We start from the raw sequence: 19324 nt of genomic DNA on the forward strand, positions 1-19324 counted from the left end.
TTGTCAAGATGCGAACGATTGATGGGGAGACCATGGCTCAATCCCGCGCCTCGAAAGAACAGCTTGCCGTCGCGGCCGCGACCGAGGTCTTTTCGCGCTACGGCTATGCCCGCACGACGATGGGCGACATCGCCTCTGAGGCGGTGATATCGCGACCCGCGCTCTACCTGCTCTTCCCCGACAAGGACGCGGTGTTCGCGGCAGTCATCCGGGGAATGGACGAGCAGAAGCATCGCGAGATCAGGGCCGCGATCGCCCGCCTCGACGGGCTTCACGCCAAGCTGCTCCACGCCTGCAAATCCTGGGGATGCCATGGCTTCGACCTGGTCGAGGCGCATCCGGATTCGGCCGATCTCTTCGACCTCCGCTTCCCCGCGGTCAGACAGGTCTATGACAATTTCCAGTCCCTGGTCGTCGAGCTCATCGGCGATCAGGTGCGGTCTGCAAGGGGAGCGGACGAGCCCGAAGTTTTGGCGCGCTGCCTCGTGTTCGGCATGCGCGGACTGCGGGAAACGGCCAGGAGCGGCAAGGAGATGCGGCGCCTGATCGCCGTTCAGGTCGCCATGCTCGTCAGAAGCATCGGCGGCAAGACGTGAGCCGCGCCGAACCGCCTATCACCCGCTCCGCGCCCGCTGCGCCGCCGTGTGTCCCCAGGTTTCGTCCCAGTCCTGACCGGCGGCGTCGACCACGTGGCCGTCGGCTTCGAAGAACTTGTTCGGCACCTGGAAGATCGCCAGGATCAGGGCCCCGTCCGGGCACCAGGCGGCATGCCGGCTGCCTGCCTCGCGCCAGATGAATTCGCCGGCCTTGCAGGCGATGCCCCTGGCCGGCCCCTCCTTGTCGACGAGCGTGCCTTCGATGACCCAGCTCTGCTCGATGCCGACATGCTCGTGATCGGGCAGCACCGATCCCGGCGCAAACCGCATCAAGGCGGTCATCAGGCCGGTACGGCGATCGAACAGCAGCGTCTTGGCCTCGCAGCCGGGAAAGCGCGTGGTCTGCCAATCCATGTCTTGAGGCCGAACCAGATGCGAATGCTGATCGGCGGCTTCCTGGCGTTTCGGGATCACGGCGTCCATCACGATGCTCCGTCCGGCTAAGCTGGCCAAGCCTAGCAGCATTGCCCGCCGTGGTCAGCGAGCAGTGCAACAGGAAGCGAGCCTGGCCGACTCCGCTTCGAAAAAATCGCCAGCCGGACCGGATGGCAGGCCCTCATCCAGCTTGATTGCGCCACGATTCCCGGCTCCAATCTCTCCGCCATTTCTGGTTTACGGAGACACCCATGATGAAGCGGATTTTCCTGGCTGCGATTGTCGCCACCTTTGCAGCGGGCTCGGCCTTCGCGCAAGAAACCTGCGAGAGCAAGGCGGTCGGCAAGGACGGCAAGCCGCTGGCCGGCGCCGCCAAGACCTCGTTCCTGAAGAAGTGCAAGGCCGACGCCTGCACGCCCAAGGCCGTCAGCGCCGACGGCAAGCCGCTCGCCGGCGCCGCCAAGAACAGCTTTATGAAGAAGTGCGAAGTCGGCGCGTAAGGCGCTTTGCATTCGCTCTGGTTAGCGAACAATCGCTCCACGAACTCCGTCATGCCCGGGCTTGTCCCGGGCATCCACGTTCTTCGTGGCGCTTGAAAGTTCGTGGATGGCCGGGACAAGCCCGGCCATGACGATGCGGAGACACTTCACTCCCGCTTGAACTTGTAATCAAACGCATCGCCCAGCGGCCTGATCAGCCCCACCGTCGGCGCCGGGAAATGAACCGGCAAAATCAGCGTGTCGGTGTCCGCCACAGACGCAAAGAATTTTCGCCGCGAGAGCGCCGACTGCTTCGGGTTCCAATCCGGCTTCGCCGACCAGTCCGGCTCGCGGCACTGGATCTGGTGATGCATGAGGTCGCCCGCGACCACCGCGCGCTGGCCCTTCGAAAAAATGTTCACGCAGCAATGACAGGGCGAATGCCCCGGCGTCGGCGTCAGCGTGATGGTGTCGTCGAGCGCGTAGTCGTCGTCGACCAGCAGCGCCTGCCCGGCCTCGACGATCGGCAGGCAATTGTCGCGAAACACCGTACCGGGCGGATTACAGCCCTTGGCGTTCTCCGCCTCCCAGGCCGCATACTCCCCCCTGTGAAAGACGTATTTCGCGTTCGGAAACGTCGGCACCCAGCGTCCGTCGCGCAACGTCGTGTTCCAGCCGGTGTGATCGATATGCAGATGCGTGCAGAACACGTAGTCGATCTGCTCGAAAGAGATGCCGAGCGCGAACAGCTCGTTGCGCCAACGCTCCTTGCCGGGAAAATCGAACGGCGGCGGATGACCCTTGTCCTCCCCGGTGCAGGTGTCCACGAGGATCGTATAACGCGGCGTGCGCACCACAAAAGTCTGGTAGGTGATCACCATCATGCCGCGTGCGGCGTCAAAGACCTCCGGCTCCATCGTCGGCAGATGACGGGCGTACACGCCCTCGTCATAGGCCGGGAAGAAATCCTGCGGCCGCCGCCACGGCCCCTCCCGCTCGATCACGGCGTCGATGGTGATGTCTCCGATCCGGAGTTGCTGCATCGCCGTTTCACTCCCCTTTTTTGCAGGAGCGTAGCGACTGGCATGGGGCCGTTCAAGCGGTGCGATGCGGACAGCGCCCCTGCGAAACGATCGCCGCAAATCAACCTCAAATACCACTGAGGGTGATCGCGGAATTGGGAATCATCTGTGGGCTGGAAACTCAAATTCGCGACGACAGCCATCATCGCCGTCGCGGCAGGCGTCTACATCAACAACACCAGCCTTCTGGCGCCGCATCAGGGCGGCAAGCCGGTGCTGCTTGCCCATCGCGGCATGGCGCAACGCTTCGATGAGCGCGATGTGAAGAGCGACACCTGCACCGCCGCGCGGATGCTGCCGCCGACCCACGATTATCTCGAGAACACCATTCCATCGATGCGCGCCGGTTTTGACGCCGGCGCCGACGTGGTCGAGCTCGACGTGCATCCGACGACCGACGGTGAATTCGCCGTATTCCACGACTGGACGCTCGACTGCCGTACCGACGGCCACGGCGTCACGCGCGAGCAGAGTATGGCGAAGCTGAAAATGCTCGATATCGGCTACGGCTACACCGCCGACGGCGGCAAGACCTTCCCCTTCCGCGGCAAGGGGATTGGAATGATGCCGACATTGTCCGAGGCGTTGGCCACCTTCCCTGACAAGAAACTCCTCATCAACGTGAAGAGCCGAGACCCGAACGAAGGCGAGACACTTGCCGGCGTGCTGAATGCGCTGCCGGCCGAGCGGCGCCGCGCGGTCATGGTTTATGGCGGCGACGAGCCCATCGACGCGATCCGTCACCTCACCCCAGATGTCCGCACGATCTCGCGTGCGGCGATCCGGAACTGCCTGATCCGTTATATCGGCTATGGCTGGACCGGCCTGGTCCCGGCGGCCTGCCGCAACGCGATGGTGCTGGTGCCGATCAACGCCGCACCCTGGCTATGGGGCTGGCCCGATCGCTTCCTCGCACGCATGAACGGCGTCAACAGCGCGGTGTTCGTGCTCGGTCCCTACAGCGGCGGAGAGTTCTCCACCGGCATCGATACGCCGGAAGCGTTCGCGCAGTTGCCGCAAGACTATTCCGGCGGCGTCTGGACCAACGAGATCGAGGCCATCGCCAAGATTGCGGGCAAGGTTGCGGGAACGAGCAGAGATTAGCTCCGCAACCCCGGCGCCTCCTGCCCAGTCCGCGCGACATATTCCGTGTAGCCGCCGCCGAACTGATGGATGCCTTCCGGCGTCAGCTCCAGCACGCGGTTCGACAGCGTCGCCAGGAAGTGCCGGTCATGCGAGACGAACAGCATGGTGCCCTCGAAATCCGAAAGCGCCGTGATCAGCATCTCCTTGGTGGCGAGGTCGAGATGGTTGGTCGGCTCGTCCAGCACCAAAAAATTCGGCGGGTCGAACAGCATCTTGGCCATCACCAGCCGCGCCTTCTCGCCGCCCGAGAGCACGCGGCAGCGCTTCTCGACATCGTCGCCGGAGAAGCCGAAGCAGCCGGCGAGCGCGCGCAAGGAGCCCTGCCCCGCGGTCGGAAACGCGTATTCGAGCGACTGAAACACCGTCTGCTCGCCGTCGAGCAGGTCCATCGCGTGCTGGGCGAAATAGCCCATCTTGACGCTGCCGCCGACAGCCACCGTGCCCTGGTCCGGCTCGCTCGCGCCCGCGACGAGCTTGAGCAGCGTCGACTTGCCGGCGCCGTTGACGCCCATCACGCACCAGCGCTCCCTACGCCGGATCATGAAATCGAGCCCGTCATAGATGCGCTTGGCTCCGTAGCCCTTGTGCACGTTCTTGAGCGCCACGACGTCCTCGCCCGAGCGCGGTGCCGGCGGAAAGTCGAACGCCACGCTCTGGCGGCGGCGCGGCGGCTCGACCCGCTCGATCTTGTCGAGCTTCTTCACCCGGCTCTGCACCTGAGCGGCATGAGAGGCGCGCGCCTTGAAGCGCTCGATGAACTTGATCTCCTTGGCGAGCATGGCCTGCTGGCGCTCGAACTGCGCCTGCTGCTGCTTCTCGTTCTGCGCCCGCTGCTGCTCGTAGAATTCGTAATCGCCGGTATAGGTGGTGAGCGAGCCGCTATCGATCTCGATCACCTTGGAGATCACGCGGTTGATGAACTCGCGGTCATGCGAGGTCATCAGCAGCGTGCCTTCGTAGTCGTGCAGGAATTTTTCCAGCCAGATCAGGCTTTCGAGATCGAGATGGTTGCTCGGCTCGTCGAGCAGCATGACGTCGGGGCGCATCAAAAGAATACGCGCCAACGCGACGCGCATCTTCCAGCCGCCGGAGAGTTTTCCGACGTCGCCGTCCATCATCTCCTGACTGAAGCCGAGGCCGGACAGCGCTTCGCGCGCGCGGCCGTCGAGCGCATAGCCGTCGAGCTCCTCGAAACGGTGCTGCACCTCGCCGTAGCGGGTGATGATCTCGTCCATCTGGTCGGCTTTGTCAGGGTCGGCCATGGCGGCCTCGAGCTCGCGCAGCTCGGCCGCGACCTCGCTGACGGGACCGGCCCCGTCCATCACCTCGGCCACGGCACTGCGGCCAGACATCTCGCCGACGTCCTGGTTGAAATAGCCGATGGTGATGCCGCGATCGGTCGAAACCTGCCCCTCGTCGGGCAGTTCCTCACCGGCGATCATCCGGAACAGCGTGGTCTTGCCGGCACCGTTCGGCCCGACCAAGCCGATCTTCTCGCCCTTGTTGAGGGCGGCGGAGGCTTCAATGAATAGGATTTGGTGGCCGGCTTGCTTGCTGACGTTGTCGAGGCGGATCATGAGTATCTTTTGGGGGATTTTTGCGTTGCAGCGTCATAGGCCATGCGGGCCCCCAGGGGAAGCCCGGCGGGGTACGGATCCGCCCTGCCGGGTGCCAATTCCGTCCTTTCACCCCGCAGCCTGGGGCCCATAAACCTCGACCGTCCGCATCATTGCCATCTCCTCTGAGTTTGGAGGCGACATGATCGGCTCGCCGCGCCGAAATTGGTTGCGGGCTGGATGCGACCTCGAACGTCACTCGGCCGATTTGTCTTGCTTGTGGCGGAAGGGATCGGCGCTGTCATCGTGACCGCTGCGGCTGCTGAAGAACATCAGCGCCATCAGTCCGCATCCGATCAGCAAGGAGAAAAATGTGCCAAGGCCTAGCGCGATCCAGCCGTGCTTGCCGATCTCGACCCCGCTGCTGGCATTCCATACCGAAACGGCCCAGACCCCGGTCAAGATCAGGATCATTGCCAAAACGGCGAGCAGGAGGATCTGGCCCTTGCTGATGCGTTCCATGGTCACGCCTCCTGACTGCTTCCCGGACCAACAAGCTGCGCTAGAGGCCGTTCCTCGACGCGTCGAGAGCAACTTCCGCCTCGGGCATCGGCGTCATGATCTTTGCCTCGGCGCCGATACCGAACTCGCCACAGATAGTGCCCGTGAATTTGATCGCGGTCGATAGCGGATGGCCCAGAGGCGTTTTGATGACACCCTTTCGTTTTTTTACACATGAACGGCGTGACCATGTCGGCATGGGCCAGTCTCGATCGTCCTCGGGTGGACACTTCCCGGAAGTGCCCTGTATGGACCCGCGACGTGAAGTGATGTCGTCGCCTCGAACCGTCAAAGTGAACCTGGAGCAATGCCCATGAGAATTACCGTCGAGACCAACGTAGCAGCCCCCGTCGATCAGGTCTGGCGTGCCTATACGACGCCTGCCGATATCGTGAAGTGGAACGCAGCGTCCGACGACTGGCATACGACCAGGGCTACGGTCGACCTGCGTGATGGCGGCGCGTTCTCGTCGCGCATGGAGGCCAAGGACGGCAGCATGGGTTTCGACTTCGCCGGCACTTACACGAAGATCGTTAACCACAAGCGGATCGAATACGCGTTCGGCGATCGAAAGGCCGAAGTTGAATTCGTGCCCGGCCCAAAAGGAGTTGTCGTCCGCGTCGTCTTCGATAGCGAACCGACGCACTCCGTCGAGCAACAGCAAGGCGGTTGGCAGGCGATCCTCGATAGCTTCGCGCGATATGTGGAGGCAAGACAGAATAAGTCGTGACGTGGTGGGCAGGAGATGGAGATCCTGACAGGCGTGGTCGGATTTCCGCGGAGTACCTGACGGAAATGAAATAGTCCCCTTGGGGTCGCTTGCTGACATCCGACAGGCGGCGACCGAGGTCAGCCACGGGGTCACAAGCGGACATTCGGCACGCTTCCCAATCGCTCGAAAACGGGGTCATATGGCGCCCGGGGACACTTGGCTTATTGGCGCCAGGTGTCCGCTTCCACGGGAAGGCTGCGCGTGAAGGAACTCGCTGGAAAGACTGCGTTCGTGACCGGTGCAGCGTCGGGCATTGGATTCATGCATCGCAGCAAATCCCATCTCTATTCGATCACCTCATCGGCACGAACGAGTAACGAGGGCGGCACAGTGAGGTCGAGCGCTTTCGCCGTTTTCATGTTGATGACTAGCTCGAACTTGGTCGGCTGCTCTACCGGCAGATCGGCAGGCTTGGTGCCCTTGAGGATCTTATCGACGTAGCCGCCTGCACGGCGGAATAGATCGGCTATATCGGGGCCGTAGACGACCAATCCGCCATCGGCGAATTGTCGGAAGAAGTAAATCGCGGGCAAATGGTACTCCGCCGCGAGCCCGACAACTCGCGGGGCTTGGCGAATGGTCAGAATGTCGCCAAAAACAATCATTGCATCGGCGCGCTGGGCAGCTGCTGAAGCAAAGGCGGTGTCGAGTTCCTCGGTCTTAGTCGCCTCGACTATAGACAGAGCGACCCCGCGCTTTCGGGCTGTGCTTGGTACCTCCTCAGCTAACAGCAGCCTGTGCATTGGGTTGTCGCGATTGACTAAGAGCGCAATTTTTGCGGCATGGGGTATCAGTTCGCGGAGGATTTCGATTTGTTTTCCAAACCAATCTCCCGGAACCCACGAGGTAAGACCGGTCATGTTGCCGCCTGGGCGCGAGAGGCTTTGAACCAGGCCAAGTCCAACAGGATCGGCAACAACCACGAAGACAATCGGAATGGTGGCCGATTTCAGGGCGGAGGCTGCTTGCGGCCCGGCGGCAACTATCAGATCGGGAGCTAGGGCTACCAACTCCGCAGCATAGGTTTGCAAGCGATCCGAGGGGTCTGCATAATTGCGATATTCGATGAGCAGGTTCTTGCCCTCGATCCAACCCCTTTCACGTAAGCCGGTGCGCCACGCTTCGCGAGCTATCGGATCTAAGAAACCGAAGAAACCGATACGGCGAGGCATTCCTTGCGCCCCCAACCGTCGTGGCGAAACGACCAGCGCCGCAGCAGTCGCCATGAACTCCCGCCGCTTCATTCGATCCTCATCGCAGCTGGGGGGACAGGTGCAGAGTATCAGGTGTCAATGGTCGTCGCACTTGCTGCGAATGCAACTGCCGCGTCGCAAATGCGGCGAGATGGCGCATGCCCGCTTCGGGTCACTAGCTGACATCGCCGCGCCGACGCGTCGAGGGCCGCTTCACCTCAGCAACCGGACATCCGCACGGCAAACGTCCTAAGCCCTTCTCATCAACCTCAGCGAAGCCGCCAGCCGCAAGCTGCGCTTGCCGGCAAGCGCGATGCCTTCGAGCTCGCCGCTATCCTCGTTGCAGGTCCCGGAGAAGCCGATCCCGACCTCATAGCCGCCAAACACGGGGTTCTCGCCCTTCGCCGGCGTGTGCTCCTGGTTGAGCATCTCGCCCTTCCAGCGGCCGTCCGCCGAGGAATAGGAGCCGAGATAGTAGAAGAACGCATCGCCGCCGAGGATGCGGCCGTCGATCAGCAGCATGACACCGGAGAGCCCTGCATCGACACCGTCTAGCGCGCGCAGACCCATCCCGTAGAGCCCGTTGGCGATGCCGCCCTGCCCGATCGTGCCGCGGGGCGGCAGCGCTCCATCGTCGAGCCTAGTCAGATTGGCCCAGAAACCGGCGCCCGGCATGGTATCCGCGCCGCCGGCAAGACGGATCTGGTTGCCGTGCAGCCGCCCGCGCGCGCCGATCCTGGCGACGTCGGCGCCCATCAGCGGCTTGTAATGGGGATCCTCGTTATGCCGCTCGGTGATCACCTCGGCAATGATCTCGCCATCGCGCTCGACATAGGTGCCGAGATGCGCGAAGGCCGAATTACCGCCCAGCATCTTGCCGTCGTGCAGGCACATGATGCTGCGCCCGAACGCATCGTTGACGCCGTATTCAACCTTGTAGAGCCCGTCCAGCAACGCAATGAACCCGCAAAATCGGAAAAGAATCGTGGGCTACCTAGCACTGCTGCCCCAGCCAGGCCATCCGGCTTTTTCGCGCAGGGCCCTTGCGGGGCGCCTCCCCGCCACAATGCCATCATGCTCCTGTTTTGCCCGACGGGTCAAAGCGGGTTTCGCAAAATCCATCGCGCGTAATTCCGCTGCGATTTCAAGGCCCCGCCTACTGTGCATGGGGTTGTTTTCGACATTTTTGTTCCGGCGGACGGCGTCCCGCTTCAGTGACGCTTGAAATACTGCACCTCGCGCTCGTGCTTCTCGGCGGCCGCGCGACTCCGGAAGGTCCCGAGGTTACGACGCTTGCCGGTCTTCGGATTCACCTTGCGTGAATAGAGGCGGTATTCGCCCGACGCCAGTTTACGGATCATGATCGCGCTCCGTTGTGTCTTGAGATCAACGGCGTCCACGCGATTGAGGTTCCGTCGCGTGCGGCTCTGCTCAGAAACACAGCGTGGTGACGAGCTTGCCCTGCTTGTCCTTGATCGCATAGGGGCAGCGCAGCCGCTCCAGCGCCTTCTTGGCGTCCTCGTCGCCGAGCGCGGCGGCGCGCTCGTAATAGGTCTTCGCGGCGTCCTTGTCCTTTGCGCCGCCGCGGCCTTCCTGTGCGAAGGCCCCCATCCGCTCCAGCGCGCCGGGATGATTTTGCGCCGCCGCTTTCTCGAACAGCGCACGCGCCGCGACGTCGTCCTTCGCACCGCCCGTGCCTTCGGAAAGCATCAGGCCGAGCTGGTACTGCGCCTCCGCATTGGTCTCGGCAGCCTTGCCGAGCAGCGCGCGCGCCTGCGCGGGATCGGCCGGCGCGGCGCCCCCTGCGCCGCCGAGCGCAGCGAGGTTGCTGACGCCGCGGGGGTTGCCTGATTGCGCCGCCTTCTCGAACAGTTTTCGCGCCTGCGCCTCGTCCTTGGCGATGCCGGAGCCGGTGCCATAGGCAACACCGAGCTCGACCATCGCCGCGCTCGATCCCTTGTCGGCGGCCTTGCGCCAGGCAGCGATCGCCTCCGCCGTCTGCCGGTTGGCCGCGTAAGCGCGGCCGAGTGCGAACATCGCGCGGCGCGAGGACGGCGCGGCCTGCTTGCAGAACCTGATCGCCGTCGCGACGTCGGAAGACGCGATCTCCGCGACGCCCTTCACGTCAGCCGGCTTGTCGGGATCGCTGGGATCGGCCGCGACCCGGTCGCACAACACCAGATCGGCCGATTGCGCGCGCGCCGCCAACGGCGCGGCAAGCACGAGGACGATGGCAAGGAGACAAGTCCGCATGGTCGTCACGTTGCGTCCCCGCCCCGGCAAATTCAAGGCTCGAGTCCCGATTGGCGCAGGACGGGTACGACCTCGGGCGATGCCAGATAGCGCAGCAGACGGTCCGCGGCGTCGGCGTGCTTCGCCCCTGCCATGCGGCCGGCGGAGAACACCGCCGGTGTCTGCAGCTCGTGCGGGATCGGTCCCACCACCTCGATGCCGCCGACCTGCTTCAGCTCGCTGATCTGCTGCACGGCGAGGTCGGCCTCGCCGCTGACGAGACGCTCGGCTGTAAAGCCCTGCTCGACGATGGTCGCCTTTGCGTTGATCTCGGCTGCGATCCCCATCCGCACGATCAGCTGGGCGAAGTAGACGCCGCTCGCGCCCAGCCGCGAATAGGCGATGGACCGCGCTGCGAGCAGCGTCCTGCGCAGCGCCGCTTCGCTTCCGATATCGGGATGCGCCTGCCCTGCCCGCACGGCAATGCCGACATAGGAGCGCGCCAGATCGGCGGCGCTCTCTGAGAGCACGCGGCCCTCCGCGATCATCTCGTCCAGCCCCTCGCGCGTGAGGATCACGAGATCGGCGGCCTCGCCGTCGCGCAGGCGCTTCAGCAGAGCGAGGGTCGGCGCGAAGTCGGCGTCGATGCGGACGCCGGTTGCGGCTTCGTACGCGGACGACAGGCTGCGCATCGCACCCATCAGGCCGAGCGTCGAAAGCATGCGAAGGATTTCCATGAGCGATTTCCGTCGCGATCAGGCGCGATGCATCAGCTTGAGCGCGGCGGTCAGGCGCAGGCTGCGCTTGCCGGCAAGCGCAGTCGCCTCCAGCACCGCCTGCTCCGCATCGTAGCTGCCGGAGAAGCCGATACCGACCTCGTGGCCGCCGAAGATCGGGTCGTCCTTGGCCGGCGTGTGCTCCTGGTTGAGTATCTGGCCCTTCCAGCGCCCGTTCGCGGCGGTGTAGCTGCCGAGATAGTAGAATGCCGCATCGCCGCCGAGGATGCGGCCCCGGTTGAGCAGCATCACGCCGGTGAGGCCGCCGTCCAGACCGTCGAGCATGCGCAGATGGATTGAGTAGAGGCCGTCCGCGATGCCGGCTTCGCCGACGCCACCGGCGATCGGCACCTCGTCTTCCGTGATCGGCGTCATCACCGACTGGAAGGGAATGCCGGGCAGCTCCTTCAGCTCACCCTTGAAGCGATAGAGGTCGCCATCCGCCCAGCCCTTGGCCAGCAAGGTCGCATCGTCGGTGCCTGCCATGGCGCGGTAGTTCGGATCGGGGTTATGGCGGACGGTGCTGATCACGACGTCGACGCCGCTGTCGGTCTTCTCGTAGGTGCCGATATGGGCGAAGGCCGAGTTGCCGCCCAGCATCTTGCCGTTGCCGGCATGCATCACGCTCCGGCCGACGGCGTCGCCGAGCTGAAATTTCACCTTGTAGAAGCCTTCAAACACCAGCCGTCCCCGGCCCTGCGCGCATCCTGCGGGCACTCTATCCCGCTTTGGGCCGATATGGACAGGCTTCACGCGACGCAGCCCTGCTGCGTCACGGGAATGGCTGTCATCAAGATGCTAAAAATCCGCCGGAGCCTTTCAGCTCCGGCGGATTGAGAGCCAACCCGGGCCAGCCCCCAGCCCGGGCCGGGAGGATCTTAGGCCGCAGCCTTCTTGTCGGCCGGCACGGAGGCGATCGTCTTCAGGATCTGCGAAGCGATCTGGTATGGGTCGCCTTGCGAGTTCGGACGACGGTCTTCCAGATAGCCTTTGTAGCCATTGTTGACGAAGGAGTGCGGCACGCGGATCGAAGCGCCGCGGTCGGCAACGCCGTAGCTGAACTTGTTCCACGGCGCGGTCTCGTGCTTGCCGGTCAGACGCTTGTCATTGTCCGGGCCGTAGACGGCGATGTGGTCCATCAGGTTCTTGTCGAAGGCGGCCATCAGGGCCTCGAAATACTCCTTGCCGCCGACGTTGCGCATATACTCGGTCGAGAAGTTGGCGTGCATGCCGGAGCCGTTCCAGTCGGTGTCGCCGAGCGGCTTGCAGTGGAATTCGATGTCGATGCCGTACTTCTCGGTGAGGCGCAGCATCAGATAGCGGGCCATCCACATTTCGTCAGCGGCCTTCTTGGAGCCCTTGCCGAAGATCTGGAATTCCCACTGGCCCTTGGCGACTTCCGCGTTGATGCCTTCATGGTTGATGCCGGCAGCGAGGCAAAGGTCGAGGTGCTCTTCGACGATCTTGCGGGCGACGTCGCCGACGTTCGAGAAGCCGACGCCGGTGTAGTACGGGCCCTGCGGCGCCGGATAACCCGAGGTCGGGAAGCCGAGCGGACGGCCGTCCTTGTAGAAGAAGTATTCCTGCTCGAAGCCGAACCAGGCGCCGGCGTCGTCGAGAATGGTGGCGCGCTTGTTGGAGGCGTGCGGGGTCTTGCCATCGGGCATCATGACTTCGCACATCACGAGCACGCCGTTGGTGCGCGCGGCGTCCGGGAAGACGGCGACCGGCTTCAGCACGCAATCGGAGCTGTGGCCTTCGGCCTGCTGGGTGGAGGAGCCATCGAAGCCCCAGAGCGGAAGCTGCTCAAGCGTCGGGAACGACGCGAATTCCTTGATCTGAGTTTTGCCGCGCAGGTTCGGAGTCGGCGTATATCCGTCGAGCCAGATGTACTCGAGCTTATACTTGGTCATTGAGCCTCTCTGTAGATGATGCGAAAGGTTGGGGGCCTGGCGGCCCCCGAACGTTTTGTACCCGGCCATCATCGGCCGGCCCTTTACAAGCATTTAACGTGCCAAAAGGCCGCAGCGCGGGAGGTTCTCCACCGGGACTGTCCCCGGCCCGGCGTCGAGGCGATGTCGACCTCGTCGTGCGTCATAGCCGCGCACCTTTGCGTGTAGCTGCACCGCAAAAATCCCGTGAAAAGCGCCCGATTCTGAAGCAGGACGGCCCGCGCCGGAGGTTGCCGATGAAACGCGCATCAACGTCCAGCAATTTTCGCAAAGCTCCACACCCCCGCCTAGCAACCTTTGGAATGGCCCAGTCGTTGGCCACCGAAACGGTGCCTTAGGGGATGCAGCAGGCCACATGCCTACAAATTAGGCGGAAACTGATTTCGTTTTCAGCACTTTGCATTTCGGGATGCGCGGCCGATATGGGGATTCCAGTAACCACAATCGAACGAGTCGGGCGCACCATGGAGGCCAAGGCGCTTCGACCAAGGAGAAATCGCAATGATGAACAATGGTCTGAGTCACGGATCGGCAACGATCTACCAATTCCCGGTCGGGGGCCGCGCGGCTCTCGCGGGACGCCGCTATGGCGAGACCCGCCTTCCTGCCGATCACGCTTCGCTTCCGGCGAATGTCTCGATCTGCAGCGACAGCTGGTACCACCAGGACGCGGTCGACGACGCCAAGCCGAAATGGGATCGCTAATGCCTATGGTCGGTTTGAAACCGCCGCGTCTCGCAGGCGCCCGGCGGCAGCTCGAAAAGGGTCGAAACAGCGATGTTTCGGCCCTTTTTGATGCTCGCGTGAACCACGCCGTTCAGATCACCGCGCAGGCCGTCACCGGCCGCTTCAGATGCTTGACCGTGGTGCCCGCGGTCCTTCCGATGGTCAGCGTGATACCCGCCCCCGAATAGCGTTTTCCGGCGACCGACAGCCGCTTGGCGAGCGTGACCGGCTCGCCGTCGATCTGGAGAAAGGCGCGCTTGTCGTCGTCATAAAACCCGACGACGAACTGCGTACCATCGGCACAGCGATAGGTCTGGAACATCTGCGCTTCAGTCTGTCGCGCACTGGTCATTCCAGCTGCCAGCATGGCGGTCGTCAAAAGAATGGCCTTGTGCCGGCCCATGATCGCCCCCTGTAATAGCTTTCAAGGACGCCCTCTCGTGCGCCCAATGGAACCATAACCGAAGCCGATCCCATGTCAGATTCCCCTGCCCGTCACCTCGCCCTGCAAGGCGCCAGCAATTTTCGCGATCTCGGCGGCTACCCGACCAACGACGGCCGCACCACGCGCTGGCGGCACATCTTCCGCTCCAACCATCTCGGCCAGCTCACCGCCGCCGATATCGAGATCGTCAGGGCGCTCGGGGTGCGGAGCGCTTTCGATTTCCGTGGGGTTGAGGAGCGCGCGGCCGGCGTCTGCGTCGTCAGCGAGATCACGGTGCATTCGCTGCCGATCGAACCGAGCGTCGTGGCTGCGCTGCGTACCGAACTCGCAAGCGGCACGCTGACTGCACCGGTCGCGCTGGAGCTCATGCGCGAATCCTATCGCAACTACGTTCGCCACCACACGAACAGCTTTCGCAACCTGTTCGGCCATCTCCTCGAAGATCGCGCGCCGCTGGTGATCCATTGCACTGCGGGCAAGGACCGCACCGGCTTCGCCAGCGCGCTGATCCTGCATGCGCTCGGCGTACCCGATGAAATCATTGCCGAGGACTACCTGCTCACCAACCGGCATTACAAACGCGATGCGACGGCCGCCTTCGACCTGCCGGAGGACGTACGCAATGCCATCGGCAGCGTCGAAGCCTCGTACCTTGCCGCTGCATTCGAAGCCATCGGCAGTGAATATGGCGATCTCGAAACCTATTTGCGCGACGCCCTCAAGCTCGGCACGGCGGAGCGGACCGCGCTGCAGGCGCGCTACCTGCAATCATAGACAGCCGTGCCCGGAGAACGATGATGCAAGACAAGGTCCTGATCGTGACAGGCGCACACGGCGCGCTCGGCAAGGTGGTTGCGGAGATCGCACGATCGCGCGGCGCGCGCGTGGCCGGCATCGATCACGCGCCATCGCAGATTCCCGCAACGCCCGAGAGCATCGAGATCGGCGGCGTCGACCTGTCCGAGGCGCCCCAGGCGAAGACGGCAATTGATGCGGCGGCCAAGCATTTCGGCAGGCTCGATGCGCTGATCAACATCGCCGGCGGCTTCGCCTTCGAGACCGTGGGCGATGGCGACGTCAAGACCTGGCAGCGCATGTACGCACTGAACGTCCTGACCGCGCTCAACGCCTCGCGCGCGGCGCTGCCGCATCTCGCAACGTCCAGGGCCGGCCGCATCGTCAATATCGGCGCCATGGGCGCGATCCAGGCAGGCTCCGGCATGGGGCCCTATGCGGCGTCCAAGGCGGGCGTGCATCGCCTCACCGAGTCGCTGGCCAACGAGTGGAAAGGCAAGGTCACCGTGAACGCGGTGCTGCCGTCGATCATCGACACCGCCGCCAACCGCGCCGACATGCCGAAGGCGGACTTCTCCAAATGGGTAACGCCGCGGGAACTTGCTGAAGTCATCCTGTTCCTCACCGGCGACGCGGCCAGCGGCGTCACCGGCGCGCTGATCCCGGTCGGCGGGCGGGTTTAATCGAAGAGGTTCGGCCCGTCTTTTCGTAGCAAGCAGAAATTGCTATATTTAAGTCATGACGACCGAAGATATTGAGAAAGCGGTAGAGCTGCTGACGCCAAGCGAACTGGCACGCTTTCGCGCGTGGTTCGAGCAGTTTGATGCACAGCGCTTTGATCAAGCCCTGGAGCGCGACGCTCAAGCAGGAAGGCTCGATGCGTTCGCCGAGGAAGCGCTGAACGCCTACCGCACAGGGCAGACGCGCGACTTGTGAAACACGCGGCTTCGCCAAGATTTTGGAAAGCTTACGCGGCCTTGCCTGCTAATGTTAGGAAATTGGCAGACGCGAATTTCGCGCTCTTGAAAAGCGATCCCACCCACCCATCGCTGCAATTCAAGAAAGTCGGACGATTTTGGTCGGCTAGAGTCAGCCTTCGCTATAGAGCGTTGGCGGTCGAGACGAACGACGCCTACGTCTGGTTCTGGATCGGCTCCCATGCCGACTATGATCGGCTCGTAGGCTGAAACGTGGCCCTCTGGCCGTGTCCGATCCGGGCTAGACTGCCCGCAACTGATTCTCCGATCGAAACGCAAGCTTCGGACACGTTCTTTGGAAACCGCGCTTTACCTGCCCGTCAAACGCTTCCTCGAAGAGCTCGGCTTCACCGTAAAGGGCGAGATCGGCGGCTGCGATCTCGTGGGCCTCAGCGCCGGCGATCCGCCCGTGGTGGTGATCGGCGAGCTCAAGCTCGCCTTCAATCTCGAGCTGATCCTCCAGGCGGTCGACCGCGCGCCGGCCGGCGACGAGGTCTGGATTGCGGCAAAGATGTCGATCCGGGGCAAGGGGCGTGAAAGCGATGCGCGCTATCGCAATCTCTGCCGCCGCCTCGGCTTCGGCATGCTCGGCGTGACCGATCGCGGCCAGGTCGAGGTGCTGGTGAAGCCGCCGACCGCGGCGCCCCGCCGCGAGCCGAAGGTACGGTCGCGTCTCGTCGCGGAGCACCAGCGCCGCCAGGGCGATCCCGTGCTCGGCGGCAGCACCCGCGCACCGATCATGACGGCCTATCGGCAGCAGGCTCTGGCCTGCGCCTCGGCGCTCGCCGACGGGCCGCGGCCCGTGCGCGAATTGCGCGAGCGCTGCCCTGACGCCGGCAAGATCTTGCTTAACAATGTGTATGGCTGGTTCGAACGGGCCGACCGGGGAATCTACGGGCTCACCGAGGCCGGGCATGCCGCCCTGAAGCGCTGGCCGCAACAACGGATTGAGGTCGATGCCGGTGTCGCATCACCGCCCTGACACCCGACCGGTGCATAGCTGAGATGCCACACTAATTTCATATTGCAATGCAACATTTGCGGCACTAGGTATCCCGGCATCAAAACGAGGCCGTTATGAGCGCAGACTGGAATACCAAATATGGCACGCGGCGCGTCCGCCATGATCCGCCCACCCTGGATGAGGCGATCTTCGCCGCCGTCGGCATCACCGACGACCATGAGCAGCAGGCCGAGATCGCCGCAGCTCTGATGGGGATGCCGCTTGATGTCGTGCAGGCCGAGGTCAAGAAGCAGGCGCGCACCAACAGCCGCATCACCGCCACGCGCGTGATCGCCGGCGAACAGGGCGCGCAGCGGTCGGTCGTGGTCGAACGCCGCGTCGTCCGCCGCTTCAGCGCCGCCACACGCACTGGCACCTAAAGGGCTTCATACCCCTGCTCCCAATACGAAAGCGGACCGGTTTTGCCGGTCCGCTTTTTGATTCCCGACAGTTTCCTGAACTCAGGCGGCGCGATGGCCGTACATGCTGGAGATGATCTTCCAGCAGGTCGAGTTGAAGCTGAGCAAAGCGCGGCCGGCCCTGAACGGCGAGGCCGCGAGATCGGCGAGTTCGGCCTCAGGCGTCTTGGCGAGGTCGATAGTGCCAGTCGATTCGCCGTGGCGGAAAGCCAGATGCGCGCCGAACTTCCTGGCGAGCGCCCGCATGGCGTGATTCTCGGCGCCCGTGGTGATGCGCAGGCTCTTGTAGCCTTTCCAGCGCGCTTCAGCGATCAGGCGGCTGAACAAGACCGTGCCGACGCCCTGGCGGCGCGCGGTGGCTTCCACGCTGAAGGCGACTTCAGGCAGCGAACCATCTTCCGGCGGATGCAGCTCGGCAGCACCACGGACCACGCCGTCGACGATATAGGCGACGATCACGGTGCCGTCCTCGGCGCAGCGGGCGGCGTAACGCTCGATGAATGAGTCGTCGAGAAAGCCGTTAAAGCGGTCGTGCCGGCTTCCGGCATCGAGCCGCAGCAGATGATCGCGCAGGAGCGGCAATTCTTCCTGCTGGCTCAAGGTCCGCACATAGCCTGGAACGTGGGTTGTGCGGGTGGTGGCCTCAAGGGCCAAATCTTCGAGTGACAAGTCAAAACTCCTCTTGGTGTCCCTCGAGGAGGCGTTCGAATCCCTAGGTCCCCTATATTGTGCATCGCAGCATCTTTTACAAGACGAGGACCTGCCCAACTTAGAGGCACGGGAGACGACCAATTCGTTAATAAAATCAACGCCCCGTAGTCTTACAGGACCAGCTGGGTCTGGGTGACAATGGCGACTAGCTTGCCGTCCTCGGTCTCCAGCCGGGTGGTCCAAACCTGGGTCCGCCGGCCCCGATGGACCGGGGTCGCGGTGGCGATGACCGTGGTTCCCTCCTTGGCCCCGCCGATGAAATTGGTCTTGCTCTCCAGCGTGGTCGTGCCCTTGGCGTCCTCAGGCAGGTTGATCACGGTCGCGGCCGCACCGACGGAATCGGCCAGCGCCATCACAGCGCCGCCATGGATGGTGTGATGAAGCGTGCAGAGATCGGGCCGGACCATCATCCGCGCCACCACGCGGTCCATCCCGGCCTCGACGAACTCGACGCCCTTGAGCTCGGCAAACGGCATCTTCATCGCTTTAAGTTTCTCGAGCGGCGTCATCAAAAGTCCTCCCAATTGATTGTTGTCCCAACGTGAATTGCTTCGGGCGGCAAAGCAATGACGTCAGAGGTCATGGGCCGCCGTGACATCGCCCGGCATTTGCGCATATGGAACGCCATGCGCCACTTCCCGCCCCGCCGCATCGTCTGCCTGACCGAAGAGACCGTCGAAACGCTGTACCTGCTCGGCGAGCAGGATCGCATCGTCGGCGTGTCCGGCTACGCGGTTCGTCCGTCGCAGGTGCGGCGCGAGAAGCCGCGGGTGTCGGCGTTCGTGTCCGCGGACATTCCAAAGATCCTGGCGCTGGAACCGGACCTTGTGCTGGCCTTCTCCGATCTCCAGGCCGGCATCGTCGCCGATCTCGTCCGCGCAGGCATCGACGTCCACGTCTTCAACCAGCGCGACGTCGCCGGGATTTTGGCGATGATCCGCACGCTCGGTGCGCTGGTCGGCGCGGCGGAACGCGCGGAGGAACTCGCGCAAGGCCTTGAGCGGCGCCTTGCCACGATCGCCGCGACACCCCGCCCCTCGCCGCGACCGAGAGTTTATTTCGAGGAATGGGACGATCCGTTGATCTCGGGCATCGGTTGGGTGTCGGAGTTGATCGAGATCGCGGGCGGAACGGACATCTTTCCGGAGCTGAGACATCAGCAGGCCGCGAAGGATCGCATCGTTGCGGCGGAGGCGGTTCGCGAGGCAGCGCCCGAAATCATCCTCGCCTCCTGGTGCGGCAAGAAGGTCGTCTCTGCCCGCATCCGCGCGCGCGAGGGCTGGAGTGATATCCCCGCCGTGCGCGACGATCGTATCGTCGAGATCAGGTCGCCGATCATTCTGCAACCAGGACCGGCGGCGCTGACGGACGGGCTGGATGCGATCGTGACGGCGTTGTGGGATAAGCGCCGATAGCGCGGCCGCCGACGCTCTCGTGTCCCGGACGCGCTGCAACGCCCCAGCGTTGC

At 63.6% G+C, this 19324-nt stretch carries 27 protein-coding genes; 12 read left to right on the forward strand and 15 right to left on the reverse strand.

What is annotated here, in order from left to right:
* Window positions 1-32: 32 nt before the first annotated feature.
* A complete protein-coding gene (locus GDN70_RS22260; protein ID WP_038970147.1) occupies window positions 33-596 on the forward strand; it encodes a TetR/AcrR family transcriptional regulator in 564 nt (187 codons plus the stop codon).
* A gap of 18 nt (window positions 597-614) precedes the next feature.
* Here the strand turns inward: GDN70_RS22260 and GDN70_RS22265 are convergent, their stop codons facing one another.
* A complete protein-coding gene (locus GDN70_RS22265) occupies window positions 615-1079 on the reverse strand; it encodes a cupin domain-containing protein (protein WP_028144933.1) in 465 nt (154 codons plus the stop codon).
* 203 nt (window positions 1080-1282) lie between these two features.
* Between GDN70_RS22265 and GDN70_RS22270 the strand changes: the two genes are divergently transcribed.
* Window positions 1283-1531: a hypothetical protein gene (locus GDN70_RS22270; protein WP_038970146.1), complete on the forward strand. Its 249-nt coding sequence runs from the start codon at window positions 1283-1285 to the stop codon at window positions 1529-1531.
* 146 nt (window positions 1532-1677) lie between these two features.
* Here the strand turns inward: GDN70_RS22270 and GDN70_RS22275 are convergent, their stop codons facing one another.
* A complete protein-coding gene (locus GDN70_RS22275) occupies window positions 1678-2553 on the reverse strand; it encodes an MBL fold metallo-hydrolase (RefSeq protein ID WP_152103048.1) in 876 nt (291 codons plus the stop codon).
* A gap of 147 nt (window positions 2554-2700) precedes the next feature.
* Here GDN70_RS22275 and GDN70_RS22280 point away from each other — a divergent pair, with 147 nt between their 5' ends.
* Window positions 2701-3696 carry a glycerophosphodiester phosphodiesterase family protein gene (locus tag GDN70_RS22280; RefSeq protein WP_152103049.1) on the forward strand — a complete coding sequence of 332 codons (996 nt, stop codon included), beginning with the start codon at window positions 2701-2703 and terminating at the stop codon, window positions 3694-3696.
* Here GDN70_RS22280 and GDN70_RS22285 read toward each other — a convergent pair.
* The 3 genes from GDN70_RS22285 to GDN70_RS22295 form a co-directional block, all read right to left on the reverse strand.
* Window positions 3693-5315, reverse strand: a complete 1623-nt coding sequence (locus GDN70_RS22285; protein WP_028144936.1) for an ABC-F family ATP-binding cassette domain-containing protein — start codon at window positions 5313-5315, stop codon at window positions 3693-3695. The genes GDN70_RS22280 and GDN70_RS22285 overlap by 4 nt on opposite strands.
* 234 nt (window positions 5316-5549) lie before the next feature.
* Window positions 5550-5816, reverse strand: coding sequence for a hypothetical protein (locus tag GDN70_RS22290; protein ID WP_028144937.1), 267 nt, complete (start codon window positions 5814-5816; stop codon window positions 5550-5552).
* Window positions 5817-5856: 40 nt separating this feature from the next.
* Window positions 5857-6054, reverse strand: coding sequence for a hypothetical protein (locus GDN70_RS22295; RefSeq protein WP_131233219.1), 198 nt, complete (start codon window positions 6052-6054; stop codon window positions 5857-5859).
* A 114-nt stretch (window positions 6055-6168) separates the two neighbouring features.
* Here GDN70_RS22295 and GDN70_RS22300 point away from each other — a divergent pair, with 114 nt between their 5' ends.
* Complete coding sequence (locus tag GDN70_RS22300) at window positions 6169-6585, forward strand: SRPBCC family protein (RefSeq protein ID WP_038946577.1); 417 nt, start codon at window positions 6169-6171, stop codon at window positions 6583-6585.
* Window positions 6586-6911: 326 nt separating this feature from the next.
* Here GDN70_RS22300 and GDN70_RS22305 read toward each other — a convergent pair whose 3' ends face one another.
* The 7 genes from GDN70_RS22305 to GDN70_RS22335 form a co-directional block, all read right to left on the reverse strand.
* Window positions 6912-7871 carry an ABC transporter substrate-binding protein gene (locus tag GDN70_RS22305; protein ID WP_152103050.1) on the reverse strand — a complete coding sequence of 320 codons (960 nt, stop codon included), beginning with the start codon at window positions 7869-7871 and terminating at the stop codon, window positions 6912-6914.
* A gap of 198 nt (window positions 7872-8069) precedes the next feature.
* Window positions 8070-8774, reverse strand: a complete 705-nt coding sequence (locus tag GDN70_RS22310; RefSeq protein ID WP_028144940.1) for a hypothetical protein — start codon at window positions 8772-8774, stop codon at window positions 8070-8072.
* Between the two features lie 257 nt (window positions 8775-9031).
* Window positions 9032-9181: a hypothetical protein gene (locus GDN70_RS22315; protein ID WP_007591825.1), complete on the reverse strand. Its 150-nt coding sequence runs from the start codon at window positions 9179-9181 to the stop codon at window positions 9032-9034.
* Window positions 9182-9251: 70 nt separating this feature from the next.
* Window positions 9252-10073 (reverse strand): tetratricopeptide repeat protein, encoded by an 822-nt coding sequence (locus tag GDN70_RS22320; RefSeq protein WP_038946574.1) that lies wholly within the window; start codon window positions 10071-10073, stop codon window positions 9252-9254.
* Window positions 10074-10105: 32 nt separating this feature from the next.
* Window positions 10106-10789 (reverse strand): substrate-binding domain-containing protein, encoded by a 684-nt coding sequence (locus tag GDN70_RS22325; protein ID WP_028144942.1) that lies wholly within the window; start codon window positions 10787-10789, stop codon window positions 10106-10108.
* Window positions 10790-10807: 18 nt separating this feature from the next.
* Entirely contained in the window at window positions 10808-11509 is a 702-nt protein-coding gene (locus GDN70_RS22330) for a GrlR family regulatory protein (protein ID WP_038946573.1), read from the reverse strand.
* Window positions 11510-11706: 197 nt separating this feature from the next.
* Complete coding sequence (locus GDN70_RS22335; protein ID WP_038946572.1) at window positions 11707-12741, reverse strand: glutamine synthetase beta-grasp domain-containing protein; 1035 nt, start codon at window positions 12739-12741, stop codon at window positions 11707-11709.
* Between the two features lie 540 nt (window positions 12742-13281).
* On the opposite strand from GDN70_RS22335, the gene GDN70_RS22345 reads away from it, so the two are divergent.
* Window positions 13282-13485: a DUF2735 domain-containing protein gene (locus tag GDN70_RS22345; protein WP_028144945.1), complete on the forward strand. Its 204-nt coding sequence runs from the start codon at window positions 13282-13284 to the stop codon at window positions 13483-13485.
* Between the two features lie 112 nt (window positions 13486-13597).
* Here GDN70_RS22345 and GDN70_RS22350 read toward each other — a convergent pair whose 3' ends face one another.
* Window positions 13598-13909, reverse strand: a complete 312-nt coding sequence (locus GDN70_RS22350) for an MliC family protein (protein ID WP_038946571.1) — start codon at window positions 13907-13909, stop codon at window positions 13598-13600.
* Between the two features lie 72 nt (window positions 13910-13981).
* Here GDN70_RS22350 and GDN70_RS22355 point away from each other — a divergent pair, with 72 nt between their 5' ends.
* The 6 genes from GDN70_RS22355 to GDN70_RS22380 all read left to right on the forward strand — a co-directional run bounded on the left by GDN70_RS22355 (window position 13982) and on the right by GDN70_RS22380 (window position 17106).
* The gene (locus GDN70_RS22355; RefSeq protein ID WP_038946570.1) at window positions 13982-14725 is read left to right on the forward strand and encodes a tyrosine-protein phosphatase; all 744 of its coding nucleotides are present in this window, start codon (window positions 13982-13984) and stop codon (window positions 14723-14725) included.
* Between the two features lie 23 nt (window positions 14726-14748).
* A complete protein-coding gene (locus GDN70_RS22360; protein WP_038946569.1) occupies window positions 14749-15429 on the forward strand; it encodes an SDR family oxidoreductase in 681 nt (226 codons plus the stop codon).
* Between the two features lie 55 nt (window positions 15430-15484).
* Complete coding sequence (locus GDN70_RS22365; RefSeq protein ID WP_028144949.1) at window positions 15485-15682, forward strand: hypothetical protein; 198 nt, start codon at window positions 15485-15487, stop codon at window positions 15680-15682.
* A complete protein-coding gene (locus GDN70_RS35545) occupies window positions 15679-15933 on the forward strand; it encodes a hypothetical protein (protein ID WP_080670307.1) in 255 nt (84 codons plus the stop codon). Before GDN70_RS22365 ends, GDN70_RS35545 begins: the two co-directional genes overlap by 4 nt.
* A gap of 85 nt (window positions 15934-16018) precedes the next feature.
* Window positions 16019-16705, forward strand: a complete 687-nt coding sequence (locus GDN70_RS22375; protein WP_028144950.1) for a DUF2161 domain-containing phosphodiesterase — start codon at window positions 16019-16021, stop codon at window positions 16703-16705.
* A 95-nt stretch (window positions 16706-16800) separates the two neighbouring features.
* Window positions 16801-17106: a hypothetical protein gene (locus tag GDN70_RS22380; protein WP_028144951.1), complete on the forward strand. Its 306-nt coding sequence runs from the start codon at window positions 16801-16803 to the stop codon at window positions 17104-17106.
* Window positions 17107-17187: 81 nt separating this feature from the next.
* On the opposite strand, the gene GDN70_RS22385 is transcribed toward GDN70_RS22380, so the two are convergent.
* Together GDN70_RS22385 and GDN70_RS22390 are read right to left on the reverse strand one after the other, a co-directional pair.
* The gene (locus GDN70_RS22385; RefSeq protein ID WP_038946568.1) at window positions 17188-17799 is read right to left on the reverse strand and encodes a GNAT family N-acetyltransferase; all 612 of its coding nucleotides are present in this window, start codon (window positions 17797-17799) and stop codon (window positions 17188-17190) included.
* 167 nt (window positions 17800-17966) lie between these two features.
* Entirely contained in the window at window positions 17967-18365 is a 399-nt protein-coding gene (locus tag GDN70_RS22390; RefSeq protein ID WP_038946567.1) for a PaaI family thioesterase, read from the reverse strand.
* 117 nt (window positions 18366-18482) lie between these two features.
* Here GDN70_RS22390 and GDN70_RS22395 point away from each other — a divergent pair, with 117 nt between their 5' ends.
* Window positions 18483-19271, forward strand: coding sequence for a cobalamin-binding protein (locus tag GDN70_RS22395; RefSeq protein ID WP_038946566.1), 789 nt, complete (start codon window positions 18483-18485; stop codon window positions 19269-19271).
* The last annotated feature ends 53 nt before the right edge of the window (window positions 19272-19324 follow it).

This window comes from Bradyrhizobium sp. TM102, from assembly GCF_009176685.1.
In the GTDB taxonomy this organism is placed as follows: Bacteria; Pseudomonadota; Alphaproteobacteria; order Rhizobiales; family Xanthobacteraceae; genus Bradyrhizobium; species Bradyrhizobium ottawaense.